Origin of the sequence: Flavobacterium daemonense (genome assembly GCF_007341385.1) — a bacterium.
In the GTDB taxonomy this organism is placed as follows: Bacteria; Bacteroidota; Bacteroidia; order Flavobacteriales; family Flavobacteriaceae; genus Flavobacterium; species Flavobacterium daemonense.
Genome location: NZ_VJYD01000001.1, coordinates 161291 through 185648, shown reverse-complemented (window position 1 = coordinate 185648; position 24358 = coordinate 161291). Strand labels below are relative to the sequence as shown.

Genomic DNA, 24358 nt, shown 5'->3' with positions numbered 1-24358 from the left:
TTTTAAGCTTTAACACCATACAGAAAAATCCTTTTAAAAGCATAAATAGCAGGCAATTTCGCAAAATTGGCTGCTATTTTTTCTTTAAATTCATTGGCAAAAAACTGCTTTTGATCTTCTTGCAAAAGCTCCATATAAGGAATCAATGCCGAACCCGAAATAAAATCGTAAAGCGCATCATGATCTTGTGCTATTATGGGATATACTTTTGTCATAATTTGGATGCCTTCAAGATTGCCATCAAACATGATTTGCGCATATTGATCCATGTTCAAAACTGGAGAATCTCTGTTCCAGCCTTTCAAATAGCTTTTAAAAGGTTCTTGATCTGCAGTTTCATACAAAAGTTTGTTGAGCTTATTTTGATTCTGAACCGGCATTTGAACAGCAAATTGTCCACCAGAATTTAGCGAATGAATCAATTTCGGAAATAAAACATCATGATTGTCCGACCATTGCAATGCGGCATTGCTAAAAACCAAATCCCATTTTTTATTAGAACCGGCAATCTCTTCAATCGATGCTTTTTCAAAATGAAGATTACTGCTTTCAAAAGCTTTTGATTTCTCCAGCATTTCTTCCGAAGAATCAACGCCTAAAATATTTACTTTCTTCAATTTTTCGGCTAAAAAAATAGACTGCTCCCCTGTTCCACAGCCCAAATCAATAGCATTTCCAGATTTAATTGGTTTTATAAATTCCATCAAATCAACGAATGGCTTAAATCGTATGTCTTTAAATTTATTATATACTTCAGGATTCCAAGGCATAGTGTTTCTGTTTAATGATTAAGATTAGTTTTTAACATCATACGGAATATATTGATCCCACTCCCACGGCGTGTACACATCTGCAATTCCAATTTCTAACAAATATTTAATAATACTTCCTGCATTATGGCTGTTTGACATTATCAACATTGCCGTGCCTTTGTCTGGATAAACTATACTGTAATTTTGAAAACCAGAGCCCTGTCCTTCTTTAAAAGCGGCAATTCCGTAGGGTGATTTTAATACTCCCCAGCCTAAGCCGTACGAAAGTTCGATTCCATCGTTCCAGTTTCCGTCTTCTAAAGCTCCGGGTCCAAATTGATTTTTGGACCGAATACGAATCTGTGGACTGAACATTTCTTTATATGATTTTAGTTTCAGAATCTTTTTATTCAAAATCGCAGCAATAAACTTGCTGTAATCTTCAACCGTAGTTTCTAGTGTTCCAGCTCCTCTTGGTGCATTGTCTTTGTCTTTTTCCTGTCTCTTTCCCGCAGGATCGTAGCCGTAAGCGTAATCTTTTTCAAATTGTGGCTGCCATTTGTAACTTGAAGAAGTCATGCCAAGCGGTTTGAATATTTTTTCTTGAGCTAATTGTTCTAAAGGCTTTCCTGTAATTTTCTCTATTACGACTTGAAGATACGTCAAGCCTTCGCCAGAATAACTGTATCTGGTTCCGGGTTCAAATTTTATTCGGAGTTTTTCATCGGGTTCAAACCAGCGCCAATTTGGGAATCCCGTTGTATGATCAAGGCACATTCTGGCTGTTATTTTTGTGTATTGCGGATTGTCTTTCAAATCTTTGTAATCTTCATGCCAGACTTTATGTTCATATTCATAAATTGGTTTTGGAAGATAACTTTGAAGTGGTCTATCCAATTCTAAAACGCCTTCTTCAATAAGTTTTAAAACCAAAACGGCAAAAACAGCCTTGCTGAATGATGCGCCGTACATGTTGGTAGTAATTTGCAGTTCTTTTTTATTTTCGACATCGCTGTAACCAAAAGTTTTGAGGTAAACTGGTTTCTTCGAATTAAAAACGGCGATGCCTAAGCCTTTAACATCGCCGTTTTTCATTAATAATTCAATTTTTCTGGTCAAGCTGTCGGCAGAAATTGTACTTCCATCGAGCCTTTTTATTAAAGCAGAATTTTGTGCTGTGCTTCCTAAAATAGTGGCAAAAAAAACAATCAATAATAGTTTTCTCATTTTCTAGCTATTAAATTTTCCCATTCTTTTTTAATCATTTTATTTGAACATTCATTCAAAACAATCTGATTATAAACTTAATAGAAAAATACAGAAAAACAAAATCACTACAAAACTTGAAACTATTATTACTTTTAATTAACCAACTTCAATTTCAAAACTGTTACAGAAAAAGCCTGAAGATTTACTATTGCTTTATCGCCTTTCAATTTATATTCTGTTTCTTTTGGACTTATTTTTTTAGGTTCACTAAAGGTATTTTCATCTTGCGAATTCGGACTTGAAAGTGTTATTATTGAACCTTTTGAAGCTAATTTTTCGCCTTTCAAAAGAACTTCAACTTCTTGCTTTTCTGCTGATGTATTTACCAGTTTTATAATTACTTCTTTCTTATCGACATCTTTTACTGCAGATGCATATAAATTGTTTTCACCGGTTACTGCTTTTCCATCTTTTGTAATAGCTAATAAATCGGTTCCTTTATTTGTTGAAAATAATTGCTGTACATAATAATTAGCAGAACCAAATGCGGTTAAATTATTAAACCAAATCATATCCGGCGTCCATTGCCAAGCTTCTTCGTGAGCCATTAATGGAGCGTATGAAGTCATATTCACTACTTCGGCATTTCTTTCCAATCCCGTCATAAAAGCAGCTTCAGAAAATGCACATTCCCAATTGTTTCTGTTATTAGGATTAGCCCCTGAAACACTTTGTGCTGCATATTCTCCGGCAAATATTTTAGGCCCTTTTCGATCGTATTTATCGTAACGGGTTGCATTTTCTCTAAACCATTTTGGACTTTCATAATAATGCTCATCAATCAATTCTGCATTTAATTTTTTTAGTTCCTGCATTCCGAATTCAAAAAACTCTCCATTTGGCGATGGTCCGCTGCCTGAAACAATCGTAATATTTGGATATTTAACTTTAATGGCTTTTTCAAAAACTACAAACCTTTCAATATAAGCAGGTCCCCATTGCTCATTTCCAACACCAATAAACTTTAAGTTAAATGGTTTAGGATGTCCCATATCTGAGCGTAATTTTCCCCAAACTGTATTCACAGAACCATTTGCAAATTCAATTAAATCTAACGCATCTTGCACATAAGGATCTAATTCTTCCATTGAAGCTAACTCTCCTGAATTATACTGACACGCCATTCCGCAACTTAAAATAGGCAAAGGTGTCGCGCCAATGTCTTCTGAAAGCTGAAAATATTCATAAAAACCAAGTCCGAAGCTTTGAAAATAATCTGGTGTTTGTTTATGGCTGAATTCCATATTCCAGCGGTTAATCATTGTTCTTCTATTCTCAACTTCCCCTACTGATTTTTTCCATTGATAACGATCTGCTAAGGTTCTTCCTTCAACAATACAACCGCCCGGAAAGCGCAAAAATCCTGGTTTCATATCGTATAAAAGTTGTACAATATCTTTTCTCAGACCATTTTTTCTATTTTTCCAAGTATCTTCTGGAAATACTGAAATCATATCTAAATCAATAGTTCCCCTTCCTTCAAAAGTTATTCTTAGTTTAGCTTTTACTTCTGTTTGAGTTGCTGTAAATTGTGCCGAATAATTTTTCCATTCATTAGATGTTGGTATAATATTCGTTTCGCCAATAACCTTTTTGTCTTTATCAATGAACTGAATAATTATTTTTTTGATACCACCTTCATGGTTGGCTGCTTTTAATGAAAGATTATATTTTGCATCTTTTTTGACGCCCATTCCGCGAAAACCTTCATTAATGATTTCATATCCTTTTGGATCGTTTACAAGGATTCGGCAAAAATTAGAATTGTTTTTATTTTCCAACACTTTAATAGGCGTAGCAACCCCCGAATTCATATTTAAAGAAGATCTTTTTGTATTCGGCTGCTCCCATCCCATCAAAGGTTTGTCAAACTCAAAAGATCTGTTTTTAATCATTTCGGCGTACAAACCTCCATCAGCAGCAAAATTGATATCTTCAAAAAACAGACCGAACATCGTAGGCTTAATTTTGGTAATGGTTTTAGCGGCATCGACTTCTAAAACTGTCTTTTGGGCATGTCCACAAAAGCTATTGAATAGCAAACCGCCAATAATAATTTTTATAATTATGTTGTTCTTCATTATTTATTTTTTACGTTGAAATGTGTTGCGTCGAAATATGCTTCATTTGCTAATTTAAAAACTTCCTGTATTCCAACTATCCTTTCCTACCCTGTTTATTGTTTTTTTTCACTGCTTCTTATTTATCTGGCTATCCGAAAACTTGTGGTTAATCATATTATTTTTTCACCGCTTCATATTTATCTGGAAAAGCTGCTTCTCCGTCTAAATTATTGACTTTTAAAACCGTTACATTTTTACTTTCAACTGCATATTTAAAATAATCCGGCTTATTGTTTCCCCAAATCACAAAGCAATTTTGAACTTTAATATTTTCTGCTGTATCAAAATAAAATCCTGAAGTACTTCCTTTAACAAAACCATCGACTTTTGACGGACGGCGATCATAAATTCCTCCAGGAAAATTAGATGTTTTATCAATCGAAACATTCACCCCTTCAAAAACTATATTTTTTATTTTATCTCTAGTTTCACCGCTCACATAAACTCCATTCTCGCCAGTACATTGAATATTGGTAAAATAAATATTACTAATGGCGCCCACTTTTCCTTCGGTTGCTCCTTTAGGAAAACGCCAGTTTGCATCTTTATGATTGCCACTTGCTCGACTATACGCTGTTACATAAATGGGTTCTGCTTTTCCCCACCAAGTGTCTGTAGTAAAACGACCTTCAACAATAATATTAGAAAAAATCACATCACTCACCGTTCCTTCATCTCTATTTTGAATTCCGACTCCACGGTTGCTGTTTTTGATAATGCAATTATTGAAAACTACTTGTCGGATTGCATCCATATTTTCAGATCCAATTTTGATCGCACAACTGCTGCTGGTCATTGTGCAATTTGTTACTGTAATGTTTTCGCAGGCACCAAATTCCTCAAATTCTCTCCTGTTTTTAAGGCAGATGCAATCATCACCGCTTTCGATATAACAATCACTGATGCGAACATTTTTTGAGTGATCAATGTCAATACCGTCACTATTTCTAACTTTTAAGCTGTTCAGCAAAGTAATCCCACTAATAACAACATCATTGCAACCTACGAGATGAACAGTCCAATAGGCTGAATTTCCTATATGAACGTCTTTAATTCGGATATTTTTTCCTCCAATTAAAGTCAAAACGTGTGGTCTTGGATCAAGAATATTAAACGGTTTCAAAACATATGAATCTGGCAATTCTTCTCCCATGAAAGAAATTCCGTTTCCGTCAATTTTTCCGCTTCCGCTAATGGTGAAATTCTCAACATTCTTTCCTCCAATCCAAACTGTGCCTTCACCTTTATTTTCGCGAAAAGCACTTTCTGTATATAATTTTTCGTCTGGACTTGCTAAAATCTTTGCGCCTCCTTCAATATGCAAATCCACATTTGATTTTACATTAAAAGGCCCTGCTAAAAACGTAAACGGAGCAGGAATTAATACTTGACCTCCTGTTGCGCTGCAAGCATCTATTGCTTTTTGAATCGCCGCTGCATCATTAGTTTTGCCATCTCCTTTGGCTCCAAATTTTTTGACATCATATACTTTTTGCGCATTCATAGTAAATGAAATACAAACAACTATAGCGGTTATAAATTTCTTTATCATTTTTTTCCAATTAAAAACTTTTTAAAATTTCGATATTTCACGAAAGTCTGTCAACTTGCAATCTAGATTAATGAGCCGGCAATACAAATGTATTTTGCGCAGGTTCAATTTTTCGCTTTAATGCCTTTGCATCCAGCTTGCTCGACGGAACATCTTTAAAAATAATTTGATTTATTTTATCAGAAGGAACATCAATCTTTTCCATTGAAAGTCCTTTTACATCATCAAATACAAATGCAGGACGAAAATCTTCTTTTTCGTGAACTACTTTGATATTTTTCATTTCAATTCCGTTGATATGACGAACGTAAAATCCAAACGAAGGCAATTCTCCAAACATGGTAAACTCAGGATATCCTTTCTCATTTTCAAGAACATCTTTTAATCGGGTCAAAGGCAAATAAGCCATTCCTTTTGAAGCTCGTCCCGGATACGTAATTTCAATATTTTCTAAAACTACATTTTCAATAGAATATCCCGGAATTCCAGCAATCACAGCCGGAAAAGGGTTGTGAAAATAATCAACTTCTGGTCCGCGCAAATCATAATCAATATCTGGACGACCAAACGGAATTTGAGCTTTCACATTTTTAATCGATACATTTTTGATATAACCCGGTTTGTCTCCATTTCGATGTCCTAAGCGAATTAAAATTGCATTTCCTGTATTTACGGCAGTTATGTTTGATACTTTAACATTCTCAATTTCAGCACCATCTACAGATTCAATAGCGATTGCCGATCTGAAAGTGTCGTAAACCTGAATATTATCAATAGTAACATTTTTAAAGCTTCCATATGAACCTGTTCCAAACTTAATTGCACTTGCACTTGAACGCACGGTACAATTTGCGATATAAATGTTATTATTTTGTAATCCCGGAGAATCTGATTTTAAACAAATACCGTCGTCTGCTGCGTTTACATCACAATTCGTTACGCTTACATTTTCGCAACCGTTTATATCGATTCCGTCATTATTCCAATACGCTCTGCTGTCGACTTTTATACGATCAACAACAATATTTTTAGATTGTTCAAAGCATTGTACCCAACCTGAGCTATTTTTCAATGTAATGTCAGTCATCTTTATTGAATCGCATTTTACGAAAGAAACTAATTTTCCTCTCCCATCTGAGGGACGCATTCTTCTATAATTGTAATTAGGATCGATTTTTATTCCAAAATGATGTAAACTGTCGACCGCTAATGCCAATTCTCTTCCTTGACCATCAATAATTCCTTTTCCAGTTATCGCAATATTTTTAGAATTATAAGCCAAAACCAATGCTCTTATTCCTTCATATTTAGGGTAATCGTTTGGGTCTATACTTCCTAAAAGTACTGCACCATCTTCAAAAAATAATTCAACATTATCTTTTAATACAATACTTCCAGATAGAAATTTTCCTTTTGAAAAAATAACTCTACCACCTTTATTTTTAAACGCCACATCAATTGCTTTTTGAATTGCTGTTGTATTTAATGTTTTTCCATCGGCTACAGCACCATAAGCTGTAACCAAATAATCTTTTCCTTTTGCGTAAACTCCAATGTTATAGCATAATAGAAAAAGCAAAATGGCAGAACTTTTCTTTAAAAATCTTTTATTAATCATTTTAATATTTTTTAATTTTTATAAAATCGAAATTTTACAAAAAAGGTTTACCAGAAAATAGTGTACAATGCGATTAAGATTCCACAAATGATAAATGATCCAACAACAAACTCTGAAGATACTCCAAACATCGATTTATCAACTTCAATTTTATGCGCTTCATGCTCTAAAATTGGTTCTGGTTTTAAAATACTGATGGCTCCCATAATCAGTACAATAGCAATAAATGTAATGCTCATTCTGTCTAAAAATGGATAATCTGGAAAAGACCCATTTGTCAAAGTTGGCAAAAATTTCAAAACTGCAGCGATTGGCACAGTCAGCAATGCGCCGGCAAGTCCTGCTGTCGCAGTAGTCTTTTTCCAAAACATTCCCAATAAAAATACGGCAAGAACACCAGGTGAAAAGAAACCTACATATTCTTGAATAAATTGATAAGCTTGATCTAATGATTTTAAAGCAGGTGCTACGAAAGCAGCAATACACATGCAGACAACTACGCAGATTCTTCCAATACGTACTAGTTTTTTTTCAGAAGCAGTTTTGTTGAAATATTTTCTGTAGATATCTAATGAAAAAATAGTCGAAATACTATTTGCTTTTCCAGCCAAAGAAGCCACAATTGCTGCTGTTAAAGCGGCTAAAGCAATTCCTTTTAATCCAGAAGGCAATAAATTCATTAATGTTGGATACGCACGATCTGGTTTTAAAACTCCGGTTGCATCAAGCATTTCATGCTGAAACATTCCGTTTTGATGCATTACATACATTGCAATTCCCGGTAAAACAGCAATAACTGGAACTAATAGTTTTAAAAAGGCTGCAAACAAAATTCCTTTACGAGCCGTTTTTAAGTCGGCTCCCAATGCTCTTTGCACAATGTACTGATTACATCCCCAATATGCCAAATTATTGATTAGCATTCCTCCTATAATTACCGAAGTCCCAGGCAATTCAGCATAATGCGGATTCGATTTATTGAATATCATTTGCAAATGGTCTGGCGCTTTGTCTTTTATGATTGCCAATCCTTTTAGAATGTCCTTGCCAAAACCAAATTGTTCTGAAAGCAAAGTCAAAGCCAAATAAGTTGTCACCAAACCGCCTAATATCAAGACTATAACTTGAAACATATCGGTATAACCAATAACTTTCATTCCGCCTAAAGTAACTATGACAGAGAACAGGCTCAACGCTATAATACAAAATTCAAAACTCAACGGTGCAATTGATGAAATGGCCAAAGCTCCTAAATAAATAATCGATGTAAGATTTACAAATACATATATCAATAACCAAATTACCGCCATAATGGTACTTACGGTGTCATTGTACCTTTTTGCCAAAAATTGTGGCATAGTAAATATCTTGTTTTTAAGATACACGGGCAGAATAAAAACAGCCACGATAATTAATGTAGCAGCCGACATCCATTCATAAGAAGAAATTGCTAGACCAAGTGCAAAGCCTGATCCGCTCATGCCTATAAAATGTTCTGCAGAAATATTAGAAGCAATTAACGATGCTCCAATTGCCCACCATGTAAGTGATCCTTCGGCTAAAAAATAATCATTTGAGCTTGTTGCTGCATTTTTTTTGCTTCTGTAAATATAGATGCCGTAGGAAGTAACGATTACAAAGTATATGAGGAAAACGATGTAATCTGCAGTTGTTAATGTATTCATCTTTTGGTGGTTGATTGTGGTTAGTATAGTAAAGTTTTGTCTTTTTTTTAAAAGACTGTATTCATCATAATTTTTTAATCTTTAAAAATTTATTCAGTTCATTTTAGACTTTTAGAAACCATTTCTTTTTGTATAAAAAATAAAGCAAAGCAAGCTGAACAACTGTGACTGAAATAGTAGTAAATACAGGTTGCCAATCTATTGAAGAGAATTTTATAAGTCCTCCAAACAAATAATTTGCTGTAAACTTGAAATCTACTAAACCTTCTGAGGCCATATAAATCAAAATCGAATTTGAGCCAATTACGATTAAAGGAAATGCCCATTTATTAAAATGCAATACATCAATTATAGTGTAAAAAAAAGCAAAAAATAAAATACTAAATCCGCCCACAAAACAAACAAATGAACTTGTCCACAAATGTTTATTAATTGGAAAACTATAATCCCACAGAAGCCCTATAACTATCAAAATAATTGCCGAAGCAATCATCATCAATATTTTTTGAGTTGCTGAAAAATCATTCTTTCCTTTTAAAAAAGTTCCAAGAAACATTCCGAGTAAAGCTGTTCCAATCGCTGGTATAGTCGAAAATAATCCCTCAGGATCGTATACTTGACTATGCAATCGTCCCGGTAAAAACAGTCGATCAATGTAACCTTCTAGAGAACCTTCTTTGGTTAAGATACCAGCTCCAAAACCAGGAACTGGTATCAGTTTCATTGCTAAAAAATAACCAACCAAAATACCTATAAACCAATATATTTGCTTTTCTAAATCAAAATTCAAAAAAATCAAGCCTGCAAAAAACCAAGCCAGTCCTATGCGTCCCAATACACTTGCAAAACGCGTTTGATCGAATCCATCAAATCGCAATAATCCATTGACTATAAATCCTAGAACCAATAGAATACAGGTTCGTTTTAACATAGAAACGTATATTTTTTGTTTTTCCTTTGATGGCAATTCCATTGGAACATTTATTCCAGCTGCTTTCACTTTCTTCTCAAAAGAAAATGGCATCGAAACCCCAGCAACAAAAAGAAACACTGGAAATATCATATCATAAAATGTAATGCCATCCCACTCTGTATGATGCAATTGCGACGACATCCATACAAAAACAGGAATTGGTGCTGCCTTAGCCAAAGCATGAATGATATGTTCACCGCTCATGATCCAAAACATCACGAACCCTCTCAATGCATCTAAAGAAGTTAACCTTCCATTATTGGTATTGTCACTCATTTGTTTTTCTGTATTCAGTTTTTTTAGTGTTCAGTATTCAGTTTTTAGTATTCAGTCTTATAAGAACTGAACACTAAAAACTGAACACTACTAATTATTTAATTGGTTTTATAACAAAACCGTAGTTATATTCACTTGCTTTTAATAGATATTGTTCATGTGGATACTCGCCCCAGCTATTATCGCCGCCCAATCCTCTTTGAGTTAGATCGACACATACCACAACTTCATTTCGTGGTGTAATATCACTTATGTGCTGATTTTTCTTGGACAAGCCCGGATCAAAATCACTTGGATAATTATTCAAAGCACTCATACAAATAGGCTGTATTCCCTTTATTTCAAGCCCTTTTCCGTTGTTATCTGAAAGCTTAAACCAGCGAATATCGGTTTTATATCCGTTTTCCTGAGGTCGCGTGTAAGGCACATATTGGTCGGCTACTTTACTCTGATAAATCCCTTTTATTGATGAAGTATTTCTGTCGGGATAATTTTCCCAAGGTCCGCGTCCATAATAATCCAGATTTTCTTGGCTGTTTTTAAGAGAAAAAATCATTCCGAAACGTGGCATATCTGGTAATACATTATTCCCTTTTTTGAAGGAAGGCAACACTTCTAAAGCGCCATCATTACTTAGCGAATATTTAATTGAATAATCCGAAGAAATATCATTGAGCTTCATTTTAGCCAAAACATAACTTTTTCCGTTTTCCTCAATAGCCTCAATACTTTGCAAAGTTCTATTTTTGCCAGCAGTTCGCCATATATTGTTGCGCTCAGGCATTTTATTCCCAAAATCATTATCCGTTGGGGCCCTCCAAAAATTAGGCTCCGGATATTGTTTAAAATATTCGGCTCCTTTTGAACTGTAGTATGTAATTAATCCTGTCGTTTTGCTAATTTTCACTATAACATCGCCAGCATTCAAAACAAATTCATTTTTCTCTTCTTTAACTTTTGAGGAAGCACTTTCTTCTTTTTTAGCAAAATAATTTTCGTTTTGAATAACAAATTGTTCTCTTGAGATTTCAAAATTTTGAGGCATTATTTCAGAACCAGTTTTGGTATAAGCAAAAACATTCAATAGATATTCTACTCCCGCTTTTTGCTCCAATTTTGGTAAATCAATTTTAAACTGTTTTTGAGATTTCGGACCCAAATCAACAGCAATTGCTCCTTCTTTGATCACTTTTCCGTTTTCTAATACCTGATATTTGAAATTGTACGAATTCAAATTTGTAAAACCAAAATCGTTTATAATCTGAATAACTCCATTTTTAACATCGACAGCTTGGAATAAAATGTCCTGATATACTTTTTTTACTTCAAATGCGCCTGGGTGTGGCGTTCTGTCTGGCCAAATCAATCCGTTGTGACAAAAGTTTTCATCGTTTGTATAATTTTGGCTCCCCAAATCACCACCATAAGCCCAGTACTTACGTCCAACTGCATCAGTAGCTTCAAATCCTTGATCAACCCAATCCCAAATAAATCCGCCCTGCATATTTTTACTTCCGCGAATGATATCCCAATACTCTTGGAAATTCCCACTACTGTTACCCATTGCATGTGAATACTCACACATGATGTACGGACGACTAACTTCTTTTCGCGAAGCATATTCCTTCATCTCCTCAATTTTGGGATACATTGGGCAAATAATATCCGTATTTTCATTTTCATTTGCCTGTTCAAACTGAACAAGACGCGTTTTGTCTCTGTTTTTTATCCATTTATAAGCATCATGAAAAACGGGTCCATTTGAACATTCATTTCCTAATGACCAAAGAATCACAGAAGGTTGATTTTTGTCTCTTTCGACCAAACTGATAATTCTGTCCATATGCGCTGCTTTCCATTCTGGCAAATATCCGGGATGTACCGCTTTATTCAAATTGGCGTTATGCTCAACTCCATAACCATGACTTTCAATATTGGCTTCATCTACGAGAAAAATTCCATATTTGTTGCACAATTTCACCCACAATATATTATTTGGATAATGACTGCAACGAACTGAATTGATATTCAGCTGTTTCATCAACCTAATATCTTTCATCATCATATCTTCTGTCTGATAATGTCCGGTCACTGGATTATGCTCGTGGATATTAACTCCGTGAACCATTATTCTGACACCATTTACCAGAAGTTGACCGTTTTTCAACTCTACTTTTCTAAAACCAATTTCGGTAGAAACAGATTCAATTATATTTCCTTTTTCATTTTTCAGAGTAAGGAGCAATGTGTATAAATTTGGCGCTTCACTGCTCCATAATTTGGGGTTTGAGACATTCTGTGCGAAACTGATTGTGTTTGTTTTATTAGCATCAAACTTTACAGTAACATCTTTGGTAAAAATGGTTTTTCCAGAAGCATCGATTAATTTGGCTTCCAGCTTGTGGTTGCTTATCGAATTTGAAGACAAGTTTTTCAAACTCACATCTACATTCAAACTGCCATTTTTATAATTTGAATCTAAATCTGGTTTTGCAAAAAAGTCCGAAATACGAATCGCATCAGTACTATACAAATAAACATTTCGATCAATACCCGAAATTCTCCAGAAATCCTGATCTTCGAGATACGAACCATCACTCCACCTGTACACTTCGACAGCTAAATTATTTTTTCCTGCTTTGACATATTTGGAAATATCAAATTCTGCGGGGCTTTTGGTGTTTTCAGTATAGCCTACTTTTTCTCCATTGACCCAAATATACATGGCCGATGTTCCTGCTTCAAAATGCAAAAACACATGTCTGTTGTTCCAATTTTCAGGCAAAATAAAGTCTTTTTTATAGGAACCAACAGGATTATCTTTATGATCTATAAAGGGCGCATTTTTAGGAAATGGATAGATGATATTAGTATAAATAGGAATCCCGTAGCCATTTAATTCCCAATTAGAAGGCACCTGAATTTCTTTCCAATTTACGGTATTAAAATCTGTTTTGTAAAAATCTTTTGGACGCTCATCCGGTGTTGGTGCCCAAGAAAATTTCCAATTTCCGTTCAATGAAAAATACCAAGGAGAACTAGTATAAATATCTTTTATAGCCGACGCCTCATCTGCATATGGCAGAAATGAAGCTCTTGCCGGTTCCCTGTTTATCTGAAATATTTCAGGGTTTTCCCAATCGTTTCTATTGTTTTTTTCTTGTCCAAAAACAATAGAACTCCAAATAGCAAAAAGGCTAAATAAAATTATTCTAGTTCTAATTTTTCTCATTTATTGTTCTTTTATATGAAACCAAAAAGAGTTGCACCTGCAAAGTTTTTTAAACCTTGCAGGAAGAAGCTCTTAATCTAAAAAAATGTGATTTTTATTCTAAAAATTTAATTTTTCCGGCAAATACTTAGCAACTAATTCTTTGTAGTATGGAAGCAAAGCTTTAACATCTGGCTTAACAGGCGCTTTTGTGTATAAATCATATGGATTAAATTTTTTAACCCATTCAAACATTTCTACATCTTTTTCATTCATCAAATGTGCGTAAGCATTTTCTTTGTGTTGCGAGTAAAACGAATGGTATCTTATCATGTATAAAGCAGGTTCGGGCAAATAATCTTTCATGATTTGGTACAAATATTCATCATGTCCCCAACTCATTTTTACTTTATCTAAACCGCAATTTTCAGTATAAATTCCTAATTTGGTATTAAACCTGCTGTCTGTATAATCTGGATTGTCTTTAAAAAATTCCGGATAAACAATTTTATCTGAATAAGCACAACCAACAGGAAAAGTATCTCCAACAACAGCCCATTGAGGCTCTCCAAACAAACATAAAACTTTTCCAAGATCATGTAAAAAACCAGTTAAAACAAACCAGTCTTCATGGCCGTCTGCTCTAATAGCTTCTGAAGTTTGCAAAAGGTGCTGTGTCTGATCTAAATCAATATCGGGATCGCTGTCGTCAACAAGTGTATTTAAAAATTCAACAGCTTCCCAAATTGACAAACTCTTTTTGTTAAACTGCAAAAACTCTTCTTCTTTGCTGCAAACAAAATCATATGTTTGATACGTATGATTCATTCTGTAAAACTCTTTAACGGTTTCTACTCTTTCTGAATCGACGTAGTTTCTAAACTCCTCTTTTTCTTTTATATTTTCAGTTGGATCAGGGTAACGCATTAGCAAATCGTCTTCCCATTCATCCAAATTCTTTAGTGGCTTATCTGTGTCTATTATCTTTTTCATGTTGTTTTATTTAAAGATTACTACACAAAAATATATTATCAACTAGAGAATTAAATGGACTAATTCGTCAAAAACATGGATGGATTTTTACCACATCTACTGATTTACAACATATTACAAAATCAACCATCTTTCACTTATATTAATTATGAAAATGACACACGGATGATACAGATTTAAACCGATAAAACGGATTTTTATATTAAATCGGTAAAAATCCGTTTTATCTGTTTTATCTGTGTGCTTTGTCTTATCTGTCCGAGCGAGCAGTCATATTACAAAATCAACCCGTAGTTAACTTACTTGGCGGGAAACCAAACTGCTTTTTAAAACATCGGCTGAAATAGAGAGGATCATTAAAACCAACTAATTCTGTAACTTCAGAAACATTGTATCTTTTTGTTTTCAAAAGCTGTGCTGCTTTTTTCAAACGGATTGTTCTTATAAATTCATTTGGAGCCAAATCTGTAAGCTCTTTAATTTTTCTGTAGAGTTTTGACGAGCTTACACCTAATTTATCGCAAAGAAATTCGGTAGATAACTCAACCTCGCTTAAATTATCATTTATCAAAGCTGTTATTTTTTCCATAAATTCCTCATCGATAGGAGAATGTGTCAGTAAACCAACCTTGCTTTCTACATCGCCAGAGAATTTCTCTTTTAATTCAAGCCTTGTTCTAATAATATTTTCGACAACAGTTTTAAGTAATGAAGGCTCAAACGGTTTTACTAAATAACCATCGGCACCAACGCCATAACCGCGGACTTTATCATCATTTTCAGAAAGTGCGGTCAATAAAACAACCGGAATATGACTGATGAATTCATCTTTCTTTAATTCCTCACAAAATTCTAGTCCGTCCATTACTGGCATCATAACATCGGCCACACAAAGAATTGGTTTAATTTGTCTGCATAGTTTGAGACCTTCCATTCCGTTTTCGGCTTCATAAACTTTGTAATAATCAGATAAATAATCAACTAAATATTTTCTTAGTTCTGTATTATCTTCAACTACGACTATTTTTTGTTTCAGTTCCGTATTTTGCATAATCTTTTTCACCGTTTTTTCCGGAATAGACATGCTCTGATTATCATTTTTCAAAACAAATTCAAAAGCTTCCTTATCACTATAAAAACTGCGATCGATTGGCAACTCGACAGTAAAAGTACTTCCCTCTCCTTCTGTACTTTCCAATTTAATTGTTCCCTTATGAAGCGATACCAAAGATTTTACTAATGATAAACCAATTCCTGATCCTGTATTTTGATTCTTATTTCCTTTAACCTGATAAAAACGTTTGAAAATTTTCTCTTGACTTTTTAAAGGAATTCCAACTCCGTCATCGCTTACTTCAATTACTAACCTGCCTTCTTCTCCATCTTTAAGCCTAATGAACAAATCTACATTTCCAAACTTATTTGTAAATTTTAAAGCATTGGATAATAAATTGTACAAAATTTTATCATACTTGTCATTATCAACCCAGCCTACTAAATTTTCATTTTCGGTATTAAAATTTAATGTAATGTTCTTATTGTAAGCCAATTCTTTGAATGATTCAAAGATGTTTTTCGAATACGAAATAATATCTGTTTCAGAAACTTTAAGTTTTAATTCCCCCGCTTGGGCACGTCTAAAATCTAAAACCTGATTTACCAGATTCAGCATTCGGCTCGCGTTTTGGTGAATCAAATTGTATCGGCTTTTTTGATAATCACTGGCATTTTCATCTTCCAGTAATTGTTTAGCAGGACCTAAAATTAAGGTCAAAGGCGTTCTTAATTCATGAGAAATATTGGTAAAAAAACGAAGCTTTTCATTGTTAAGCTTAATATCTTGTTCACGCTTGATTTTTTCCGTCAATAATTCTTGTTTCAAGCGAATACGGTTTCTAATTTCTTTTCGAACAAAATAAAAAATAATAGACAAAAGTATTAGAAACAGAAACAATGCAAATGGCGTAAGCCAAAAAGGAGGCTGAATTATAATTTCATACGAAACAACTTTGCTCCAGTGACCGTCACTATTGCTTGATCTTATTTTAAAAGTGTATTTACCCGGATAAAGATTAGTGTATTGAACCGTTCTCGAACTGCTATTTGTCGAAATCCACTCCTTATCAAAACCTTCCAGCATGTATTCAAACTTATTCAGTTTTTCGTTTGTAAAAGAAGGTGTCGAAAATTGAAGCGAAAAATCACGGTTTTTATAACTTAGTTCGATCTTTTTGCTGTAATTCAAATCAGAGGAAAGCGGAGTTTGTCCGTTAATTTCTGTACCCGGAACAATCTCTTCGTTCTGAATTTTAAATTCGGTAATAAAAGGAGATGGCGACCATTTGTTATTAATTATTTTATCCAAAGAAAAATAGATAATACCGTTTTTGGTCCCCAAATAAATATTAGAACTATTAAAATTAAAAAAGCTGCTGGAACTAAAAACATCTAGCCTGTTGCCGCTTTTTACATGATAAACATTTACGTCTTTTAAATTTGAATTAAGTCTTGCAACCGTATTGTTGTTTATATTGAGCCACAAATTACCTTTACTGTCTGACAACATATCTGTTATCCAGTTTCCTGATAATTCTTTGGGATTTGTAAGCGGAATAAAATTATCTTTTGAAGGCGAATAAAGACATAACCCAACGCGTGTTGAAGCCCAAATTCTTCCTTTTATATCAATTAAAATATCGCTAATATTATCATCATGCGGTATGCCTTTTTCTTTAGCGTATAAAGATTTATAAATTTTTATATTACCTGTTTTTGTATTGTATCTACCTATACCTGTTTCAGTTGCAATCCAGACATTATTGTTTTTGTCTTTTTCTATGGCATTAATTTGAAATCCTGGAAGCAATTTGCCTGCAGCAGTTTGAACCTGCAAAGTTTGTGTATTTAAAATCACTGCTCCTTCTCCAAAAGAACCAATCATAATCGATTGATTTCCAATATTGCTAAAAGCAAAAACTGGTGCCGTTTTAAATCCGACATTTACTTCTTTTGATGAATTGGTCACATAATTATAAACCAAAATATTTCCGTTCCACAGACCACAATAAAATATTTTTCCGTCATCAGAATAAATACTTACCATGTCTTTTTTGTTGTTGTACAAGGGTGCAAAACCTTTTGCAGTAGATATAAAAAGCCCGTCGTGTCTTGTTTCTACGATTACTTTTTCATCATACGTTTTTGCAAAACCTCTAATTCTAGGAGACTGATTTCCAATATAATGAGAAATATCTTTATTGAGAATAAACTGATTTTCGTAAGGATCATATTTGTCTAAGCCATCTTCAGTTCCAATCCATAAAACACCTGACGCATCAAAATATAATGCTGATACCAAATTGTCAACTATCGAAGAATCATCAGACAATATTGAATAATACCATTTATAATTCCCTTTTTGAATATCTTCTAACTGATTGCAAACCAATAAACCTCCCAGTGTTCCAACCCAATATTTCCCGTCCGGAGCTTTAGCAACCGACAAGAAATATGGTCCTAAATTATTCCTGATTTCTTTATTTTCTATGTAAAGATTGACAAATTTATCAGCAGCTTTATCAAGCTTATACAAACCTTCACGAGTTCCTATAAAAATATCCGCCTTTGCATCTTCGTAAATAAAATTGATGTATGGATTTTTCTCAGTTGAATTAGGAACTGTTAAGGCATAATTATTTATGCGAACAATTTCGCCTTTAGCATCTAAAGAGATTTTTGCAACAGATCCCGTTTCATAACTTCCAACCCAAATTCCGCCATTTTTGTCTTCAAAAATTTCATTTACATATTGAAATCCCGGAATGGCTACTTTTTCAAAACGGTTTTCTTTTTGAAAAAAGATATAAACTCCTTTGGTTTTGGTACCTACCCAAACTCTCTTGAATTTATCTACATGAACCGCTCTAATTTCTTCATCAGGTAAACTTTTTGGATTGTTCGCTTGAGGCAAAAACGTTATAAATTCGTTGGTATCGATTTTATAACGTGTCAGCCCTTTTCTGGTTCCAATCCATAAAATGTTTGAATCTTCATCAAGGTCTAAAGCTGTAATATCATCATTATGCAATCGATTCTCACTTGGTGAAGAGCTCATGTATTTTTTAAACTGATAGCCATCAAAACGATTCAATCCGGAGAAAGTTCCAAACCACAAAAAACCCTTTTTATCCTGAACAATATGTCGCACAGAATTGTGTGACAATCCATTGTTGTCGTTATAATGATCAAATTTAATATTCTGAGAATGAGAATTATAAATAAAAATCAAACAAAAGAATAATATAAAGGAATTCTGTTTCATATACTGAATTAAATATGCAAGCTAATTATTTTTAAACATATAAAATCTTAAGATTCGTTTAAGGTTTTACACGCTCAATAGTATTGTTTTTTAAGTTGATTTTAAAATGATTTGAAGGCTGGCTGTTCATTGTTTTTAAAAATATTTTTGCCCATAAAATCAGTTTTTCGTCGCTAGATTTTTCAAGTTGTGCGCAAACGATCTGGTATTGTTTCAATCTGTCAGAACCAATTTCAGGAACTGCTAATTCATCGGCATTTTTTAATCTGTAAAAATCGAAAATCATATCAAGTCCTTTCCATGATTCAAAATTTTCAAGCTTTAAATTACTGGCCGACAATTCTTTTTCTATTTCTGAAATATTTTTATTGATTTCGAGTAAATCTTTACCTGAAAGATTTGCGAGCGAAGCTAAAAATGGGACTGGAAAATCTTCTGGTAAAAACCGAAGACGCACTAATTCTTTTAAATGCCATTCTGTAAAATCTTTATAATCTTTGGCTTTCAAAATATCTTTATTCCAAATAGCTGGGCTTTTTATATGCTGTAAATGAGCATATTCCTCTTCATAAAAAGGGAATAAACTATTAAATTTTGGAACAGAACCAACTACTACAGTTTCTATCTCAAAATCAACATTTGAATGTATGGTAAGTATCTTGTATGCAGGTTTGTAAGCTGCCAAAGATGGCGTTTGAATATTGAATAATGTATTTCCGTTTACCGATGTTTTTACTCCTGTATCGTTGATATGCATGTGTCCACCAAAGTGAATCTGAATACCTGCATCTGCAAATGCCTGAGCCACTTCTTCTGAAGGAACTCTTGATAATTGCATTTTATCAGAACCAAAAAGCTGCTTCATTTCTGCTGAAGCATTATCGTTAAAATCAACCATTGGATAATGACTAAAAGCAATCAGAATTTTTCCTTTTTGTTTGGCTTCCGCCGAAACTTTTTTTACCCATTCGATCAAATGTTTTTTATAAATAAGAACGTTGTTATAACCAATACTAGCTCCTGAAAAATCATTCGGATTATTAGGTAAACCAGATAACTTTTCATTTGGAACATAAGCGTTTGCATCAATTGCCAAAAGCCATATTCCTTTTGTTGGTTCGACTAAATAACTTGCATCTGGAAGAAATAAATTAGTGTCTTTTACAGGATAAATTCGTTTTTCCAAAGCCGATTCTTGTACTGCTTTATCAAAACTATAATTGTCATAGGAATAACTTGAAAAAGGAGTTTCCCAATACAAATAGTCTTTTTTTGGAAAAAATCCGAAACTGGCCATCTCAGTCAAAGTTTCTTTATAGCCTCCGTTTTTTATATCAGCTGTAATAATAGGTTCTAACTGATTTTCTTTTGCTTTTAAAATACTTTTAGAACTGCTGATAATTTGTTCATTACCTTCTTTTCCTAAAAAATCGGTTTTCACCGCATCCTGAGCAAACGGTTTTGGTGCGTCATGATTTCCTGTTGTTACAAAAAACGATATTCCATACTTTTTTGAGTATTGATCAAGAATTTTCCTTAATCCTCTTATATGAACAGGCTGTCCGTCATCGCTGAAATCGCCCGGAAGCGCCACTTGTTTAATGCCTCTTTTTGCAATATCGTCGAGAGCCACAATAAAGGCAAAATAGTTTTCATTGAATATTCGGGTCGAATGCAATTGTGAATTCATTGTTCTAATATTGGCATATTCGCCAGTATTAGGGTTCTTGATTCCTTGATAATTATTATCTTGAAATTTTGCATAAATATCACCTAAATGAACATCGGCAATAAAAGCAATTTGTTGCGATTTTCCTCGTTCCGTCTGTTTTATTTTACATCCATAAAAGGCAAACAAAAGCACTATTAAACCCGATATTCTAAACATACAATTTTATTCTTTTTTACGTTGGCTATAATTTTTTCAAACACATAGAAACATAGCTTTAAGATGCTCAAAAAAGGCGTTTCACTTGTTTAAAACAAACATAGTTGGCTATGTGTTAGAAACTAGTTTCTTTTTAACATCTTTTTTATACCAAATGTATGTTTCTATGTGTTAGAGAAATGATGAATTATGCTCAACGAAACATCACTACACTATTTTATGTAGGCTTCCAGCTTATCCAAAGTATTTAATTCTTGCTCTCTGGCACTTGAAGAAATGATTTGGGTTTCTAAATTTTTAGTTGGTTTAGAAATTAGAAGATACTGTGTTCCATCATCTGTTGTTTTTTCATAATCTTTAGGATTATATTTAATTGCAGCTCCCATTTCAATAACTTCAGCAGCAACATCTTCAGGGTGTTTTCCCCAAACAGCAATGTAATTTGCTCCTTTTTTAGTTTGAAAATCTTTGAAATAATTTACTCCTGTAGCAAATTGTACTTTTTCTCCTGTCAAACTAACAGCTTCAACTTTAGCTTCTCTTTTTCCTGAAAATACGGTTACACGAACTAAAATATCTACTTTTTTCCCTTTGTACGGAACTCCTTTTGAAATCATTTCCATCCATGAAGTCGTGTCTGTTTTGCCAACGCGCGCCAAACGATTCGTTACCGGATTTAGTGGAACTAATTTTTCTCCATCCCACAATTTTACACCTCCTAATCCTACAGTTGACGCTACTTTATAATAATCAGCTCCCCAACCTTCTTTTTGTTGTTCTGGAGTTGGATACCAATGCGCCGCTTTCAATTCTAAACCTGGCTTTGCTTTTGAATAAACATCGATTGCTACTTTATCACTAAAATAGATTCTCAAAGCCATCCATTCATTTTCGACTGCTGGTCCATGATGTCCAATTGTTTGATACAAATCACCTGATTCTGAGCCGATATCAGTCAAATAGGTAATTTTATCCGACTTCATATACAAACTTGTGTCGGTTTTATTTTGCGAAAAACAAACACAACTAAACATAAGGGCGGTCATCAATGATAATTTCATAATTTCAATTATTTATAGTTTTAAATTTAATTTTCGTAAATTTAAACTAACATTTTAATACTTTCACTATTACGCAAACGATTTCTCAAGAAATAGTCATTTTGTGATAAAATGGCGTAAATCCTGTGATATAAACATATTCTCCGCTAGTACGCAGACTGCCTTGATGATAGGTATATTCTTCGCTATCTAAACTGTCGACATTGTAATGTTCACATTTACCTAAACCAAATTGTATTGTATCTCCTGAAACCGTAGCTTCTCCTGATCCAGATTTTAGGAAATTATTCTTTTTTCCGTCTTGTTCTGTTCCTTTAATTGTAGTTCTTTCATTAAAACACATTTCAATTGTAACTTCAACATTTGGCGGACCATCTACTTTAAAATCCAAATCTAAAGTTCCATTATTCTCAATGATCTCTATTGTAGTAGTTTGCAATTTCACATTGCTTTTAACTCGTGAATCAAAATCCATTTTATTCCAAAAACGACCATCTGGCGAAGGTGATAATTTATAATCCCCATCAGCTTTTCGAAATTCTGGAGCAAGAGGCTGATAATAATCGCCTTCTTTGGTTTCTTTCAAAATATATTTGTTTCCTTCTTTTACAATTCCGTCACTACTAAAATATCCTAGTCTAAAAAATGAAGTAGAAAGTCGCATATATTTTAAAATTGCATCACCTCTTCTATACATTAAAAAGTTTGGATTTGAAGATCTACCAGAAACAATCTGCAAAGGTTTGTCGTTTCCTCCAAATAATGTCATCGAAGCTTTTCCGCGTCTGATTCTTGCTAAATTTGAAATTGCGAAAAACTTTTCGAAATCATTAGTAACTTTGCCTTCAATAGGAATCTCTCTTTGAAGTTCTTTATTTTCCATAAAAAAAGCCAACGAATCTAGAAGGTTTTCATTAGTAAATTCTGGTAGGTTTTCTATTAATTCAACCATGTATGCAAACATCGGATTCTTGGTGTGAATTGCCATGTATCTGTATTGCAGATAAAATTTGTTTACTTTGGTATTCATAAATTGATCCTGTCTTTTTGAATCAACTGTTACCAAATCGCCATTTGGTTCGGTGTAATAAAAGTAAGTCGTCAAATTTTTATTTACGATGTCTCGTAACTGCGGGCGATTCAACAATCTCGCCATTGTAATTAGTGCTTTATCAATTACGGCAGAATAGATCCCGCTTCGTTCTGAATAATGACCATCTTCATTCATATAAATTCCTTCTGCAAGCCATTGGTCAATTCTTGCCACATATCTTGAATCTGGATAAAGCGAATTTATATTTGCCAGAGCCGCAGAAATTACCCATCTGTGATTCGGCGTATGAACACCGCCAGTTATCATTGCCTCGCCAGCATTCAAAATAAACTTTTTCAATTTATTTCTTATCTCGGCAAGATCACTTTGTTTGTCAGCATTTAACAAAACTGCCGCTGGACAAATATATTCTAAAATAAAAGCAGTATCCGGGGGCGACTGCCTGTTTCCTCCTGCATCTAGCGTGCCATCGCTGTATTGCTCTTTCAGCAAAATATCTACAGCCTGATTCAATTTCTGAGCTGCAGCTTCAGATTTATAATATTCGGATTTTGAATTGGATATCGAAGCTGCTAATACGGTTATGGCTCCAGCAATTGGGCGAAAATTACTGATTCTGATTCCCGGTTCTGTCAGTTCTTTATTTAAAATGATTTTAGCTCTGTCGTCATTGCTCGAAATGAGCTTTTGCATTAATAAAGCATCCTCTTTCTCGGCATTATTATTTGAAAAAAAATCATTGGCAAAAGTTAAGTCACTTACTAAAGTTCCTGCCAAAGAAAGGCTTCCTAGCCTAAGAAATTCTCCACGGCTCATTTGATTTTTCATAAAATCGTATTTTGGTAGTGATAGTTAATAGTTGTCTGCTAAATTGTATAAACCAGTGGTCAATTGGTTCTTTTTTTTGATAAATTACTTATCTACAATTTTTACAAGTGTAAAATTTATTCCTAGTGGATTTTTGGTTACTTTACAGATTAAAGGAAATTCTGGATTTTTAATAATCCACATCTCAGTTTCATCAATTTGAGCTTTAACATGATAAGCGTCAACTGATTTTCCTTCTAGAACAACATTGCTTTTTTCGTTTTCGTCTAAAACATACGTAGTATTGTTATAAACAAACTTTTTATTTTTTACTACATCCTGATAAGCCGACTGAGAAATCATAAAAAATGTTTCATTTGCTTTCAGTCTCGTAACACTCGAAAATTCGCCTTGATTAAAACTTAAAGCATTTCCATTTTTTAATGCTTTTTGGCTTATAATTATATCGCTTTTTACGCCTCTCGTTTCCAAATTAAAAACCAAGGTATCAGCGGTCATTTTTGTAGTCAGCGTCAAGGTTCTTGTTTGTCCATGAAGCAAGCATATATAGTTTAGTTCGGTCTTATTTTTAATCGATGGAACAAAACTTTGTGCTGAACCTATCTGAAAAACGACACAAAAAAATAGAGTTAAAATTGTATTTTTCATATGCTGAATATTTTATTTTTTCTTTGGCTATAATTATTTTTAACACATAGAAACATAGTTTTTTGAAAACTTAAAAAAGGCGTTTCACTAATTCAAATGCACATAG

General features: G+C 33.7%; 14 protein-coding genes. All 14 read right to left on the bottom strand.

What is annotated here, in order from left to right:
- Positions 1–2 precede the first annotated feature (2 nt).
- The 14 genes from FND99_RS00660 to FND99_RS00595 all read right to left on the bottom strand — a co-directional run bounded on the left by FND99_RS00660 (position 3) and on the right by FND99_RS00595 (position 24252).
- On the bottom strand, positions 3–770 hold the full coding sequence (locus FND99_RS00660) for a methyltransferase domain-containing protein (protein ID WP_144336075.1): 768 nt from the start codon (positions 768–770) through the stop codon (positions 3–5).
- Between the two features lie 24 nt (positions 771–794).
- Entirely contained in the window at positions 795–1979 is a 1185-nt protein-coding gene (locus FND99_RS00655; RefSeq protein ID WP_144336074.1) for a serine hydrolase domain-containing protein, read from the bottom strand.
- A gap of 134 nt (positions 1980–2113) precedes the next feature.
- Positions 2114–4102, bottom strand: coding sequence for an alpha-L-arabinofuranosidase C-terminal domain-containing protein (locus FND99_RS00650; RefSeq protein WP_144336073.1), 1989 nt, complete (start codon positions 4100–4102; stop codon positions 2114–2116).
- A 157-nt stretch (positions 4103–4259) separates the two neighbouring features.
- The gene (locus FND99_RS00645; RefSeq protein WP_144336072.1) at positions 4260–5696 is read right to left on the bottom strand and encodes a glycoside hydrolase family 28 protein; all 1437 of its coding nucleotides are present in this window, start codon (positions 5694–5696) and stop codon (positions 4260–4262) included.
- Between the two features lie 67 nt (positions 5697–5763).
- Positions 5764–7314, bottom strand: a complete 1551-nt coding sequence (locus FND99_RS00640) for a glycoside hydrolase family 28 protein (protein ID WP_144336071.1) — start codon at positions 7312–7314, stop codon at positions 5764–5766.
- A gap of 47 nt (positions 7315–7361) precedes the next feature.
- Complete coding sequence (locus tag FND99_RS00635; RefSeq protein WP_144336070.1) at positions 7362–8999, bottom strand: sodium:solute symporter family transporter; 1638 nt, start codon at positions 8997–8999, stop codon at positions 7362–7364.
- Between the two features lie 103 nt (positions 9000–9102).
- Entirely contained in the window at positions 9103–10248 is a 1146-nt protein-coding gene (locus FND99_RS00630) for an acyltransferase family protein (RefSeq protein ID WP_144336069.1), read from the bottom strand.
- Positions 10249–10342: 94 nt separating this feature from the next.
- Positions 10343–13480 carry a glycoside hydrolase family 2 TIM barrel-domain containing protein gene (locus tag FND99_RS00625; RefSeq protein WP_144336068.1) on the bottom strand — a complete coding sequence of 1046 codons (3138 nt, stop codon included), beginning with the start codon at positions 13478–13480 and terminating at the stop codon, positions 10343–10345.
- A gap of 99 nt (positions 13481–13579) precedes the next feature.
- Positions 13580–14452, bottom strand: coding sequence for an inositol oxygenase family protein (locus tag FND99_RS00620; protein WP_144336067.1), 873 nt, complete (start codon positions 14450–14452; stop codon positions 13580–13582).
- A 283-nt stretch (positions 14453–14735) separates the two neighbouring features.
- Entirely contained in the window at positions 14736–18773 is a 4038-nt protein-coding gene (locus FND99_RS00615) for a hybrid sensor histidine kinase/response regulator (protein ID WP_144336066.1), read from the bottom strand.
- 58 nt (positions 18774–18831) lie between these two features.
- Positions 18832–20661 (bottom strand): metallophosphoesterase family protein, encoded by a 1830-nt coding sequence (locus FND99_RS00610; protein ID WP_144336065.1) that lies wholly within the window; start codon positions 20659–20661, stop codon positions 18832–18834.
- A 212-nt stretch (positions 20662–20873) separates the two neighbouring features.
- Positions 20874–21644 (bottom strand): DUF4861 family protein, encoded by a 771-nt coding sequence (locus FND99_RS00605; protein WP_246074142.1) that lies wholly within the window; start codon positions 21642–21644, stop codon positions 20874–20876.
- Positions 21645–21807: 163 nt separating this feature from the next.
- Entirely contained in the window at positions 21808–23604 is a 1797-nt protein-coding gene (locus tag FND99_RS00600; RefSeq protein WP_144336063.1) for a hypothetical protein, read from the bottom strand.
- Positions 23605–23688: 84 nt separating this feature from the next.
- The gene (locus FND99_RS00595; protein WP_144336062.1) at positions 23689–24252 is read right to left on the bottom strand and encodes a hypothetical protein; all 564 of its coding nucleotides are present in this window, start codon (positions 24250–24252) and stop codon (positions 23689–23691) included.
- Positions 24253–24358 lie beyond the last annotated feature (106 nt).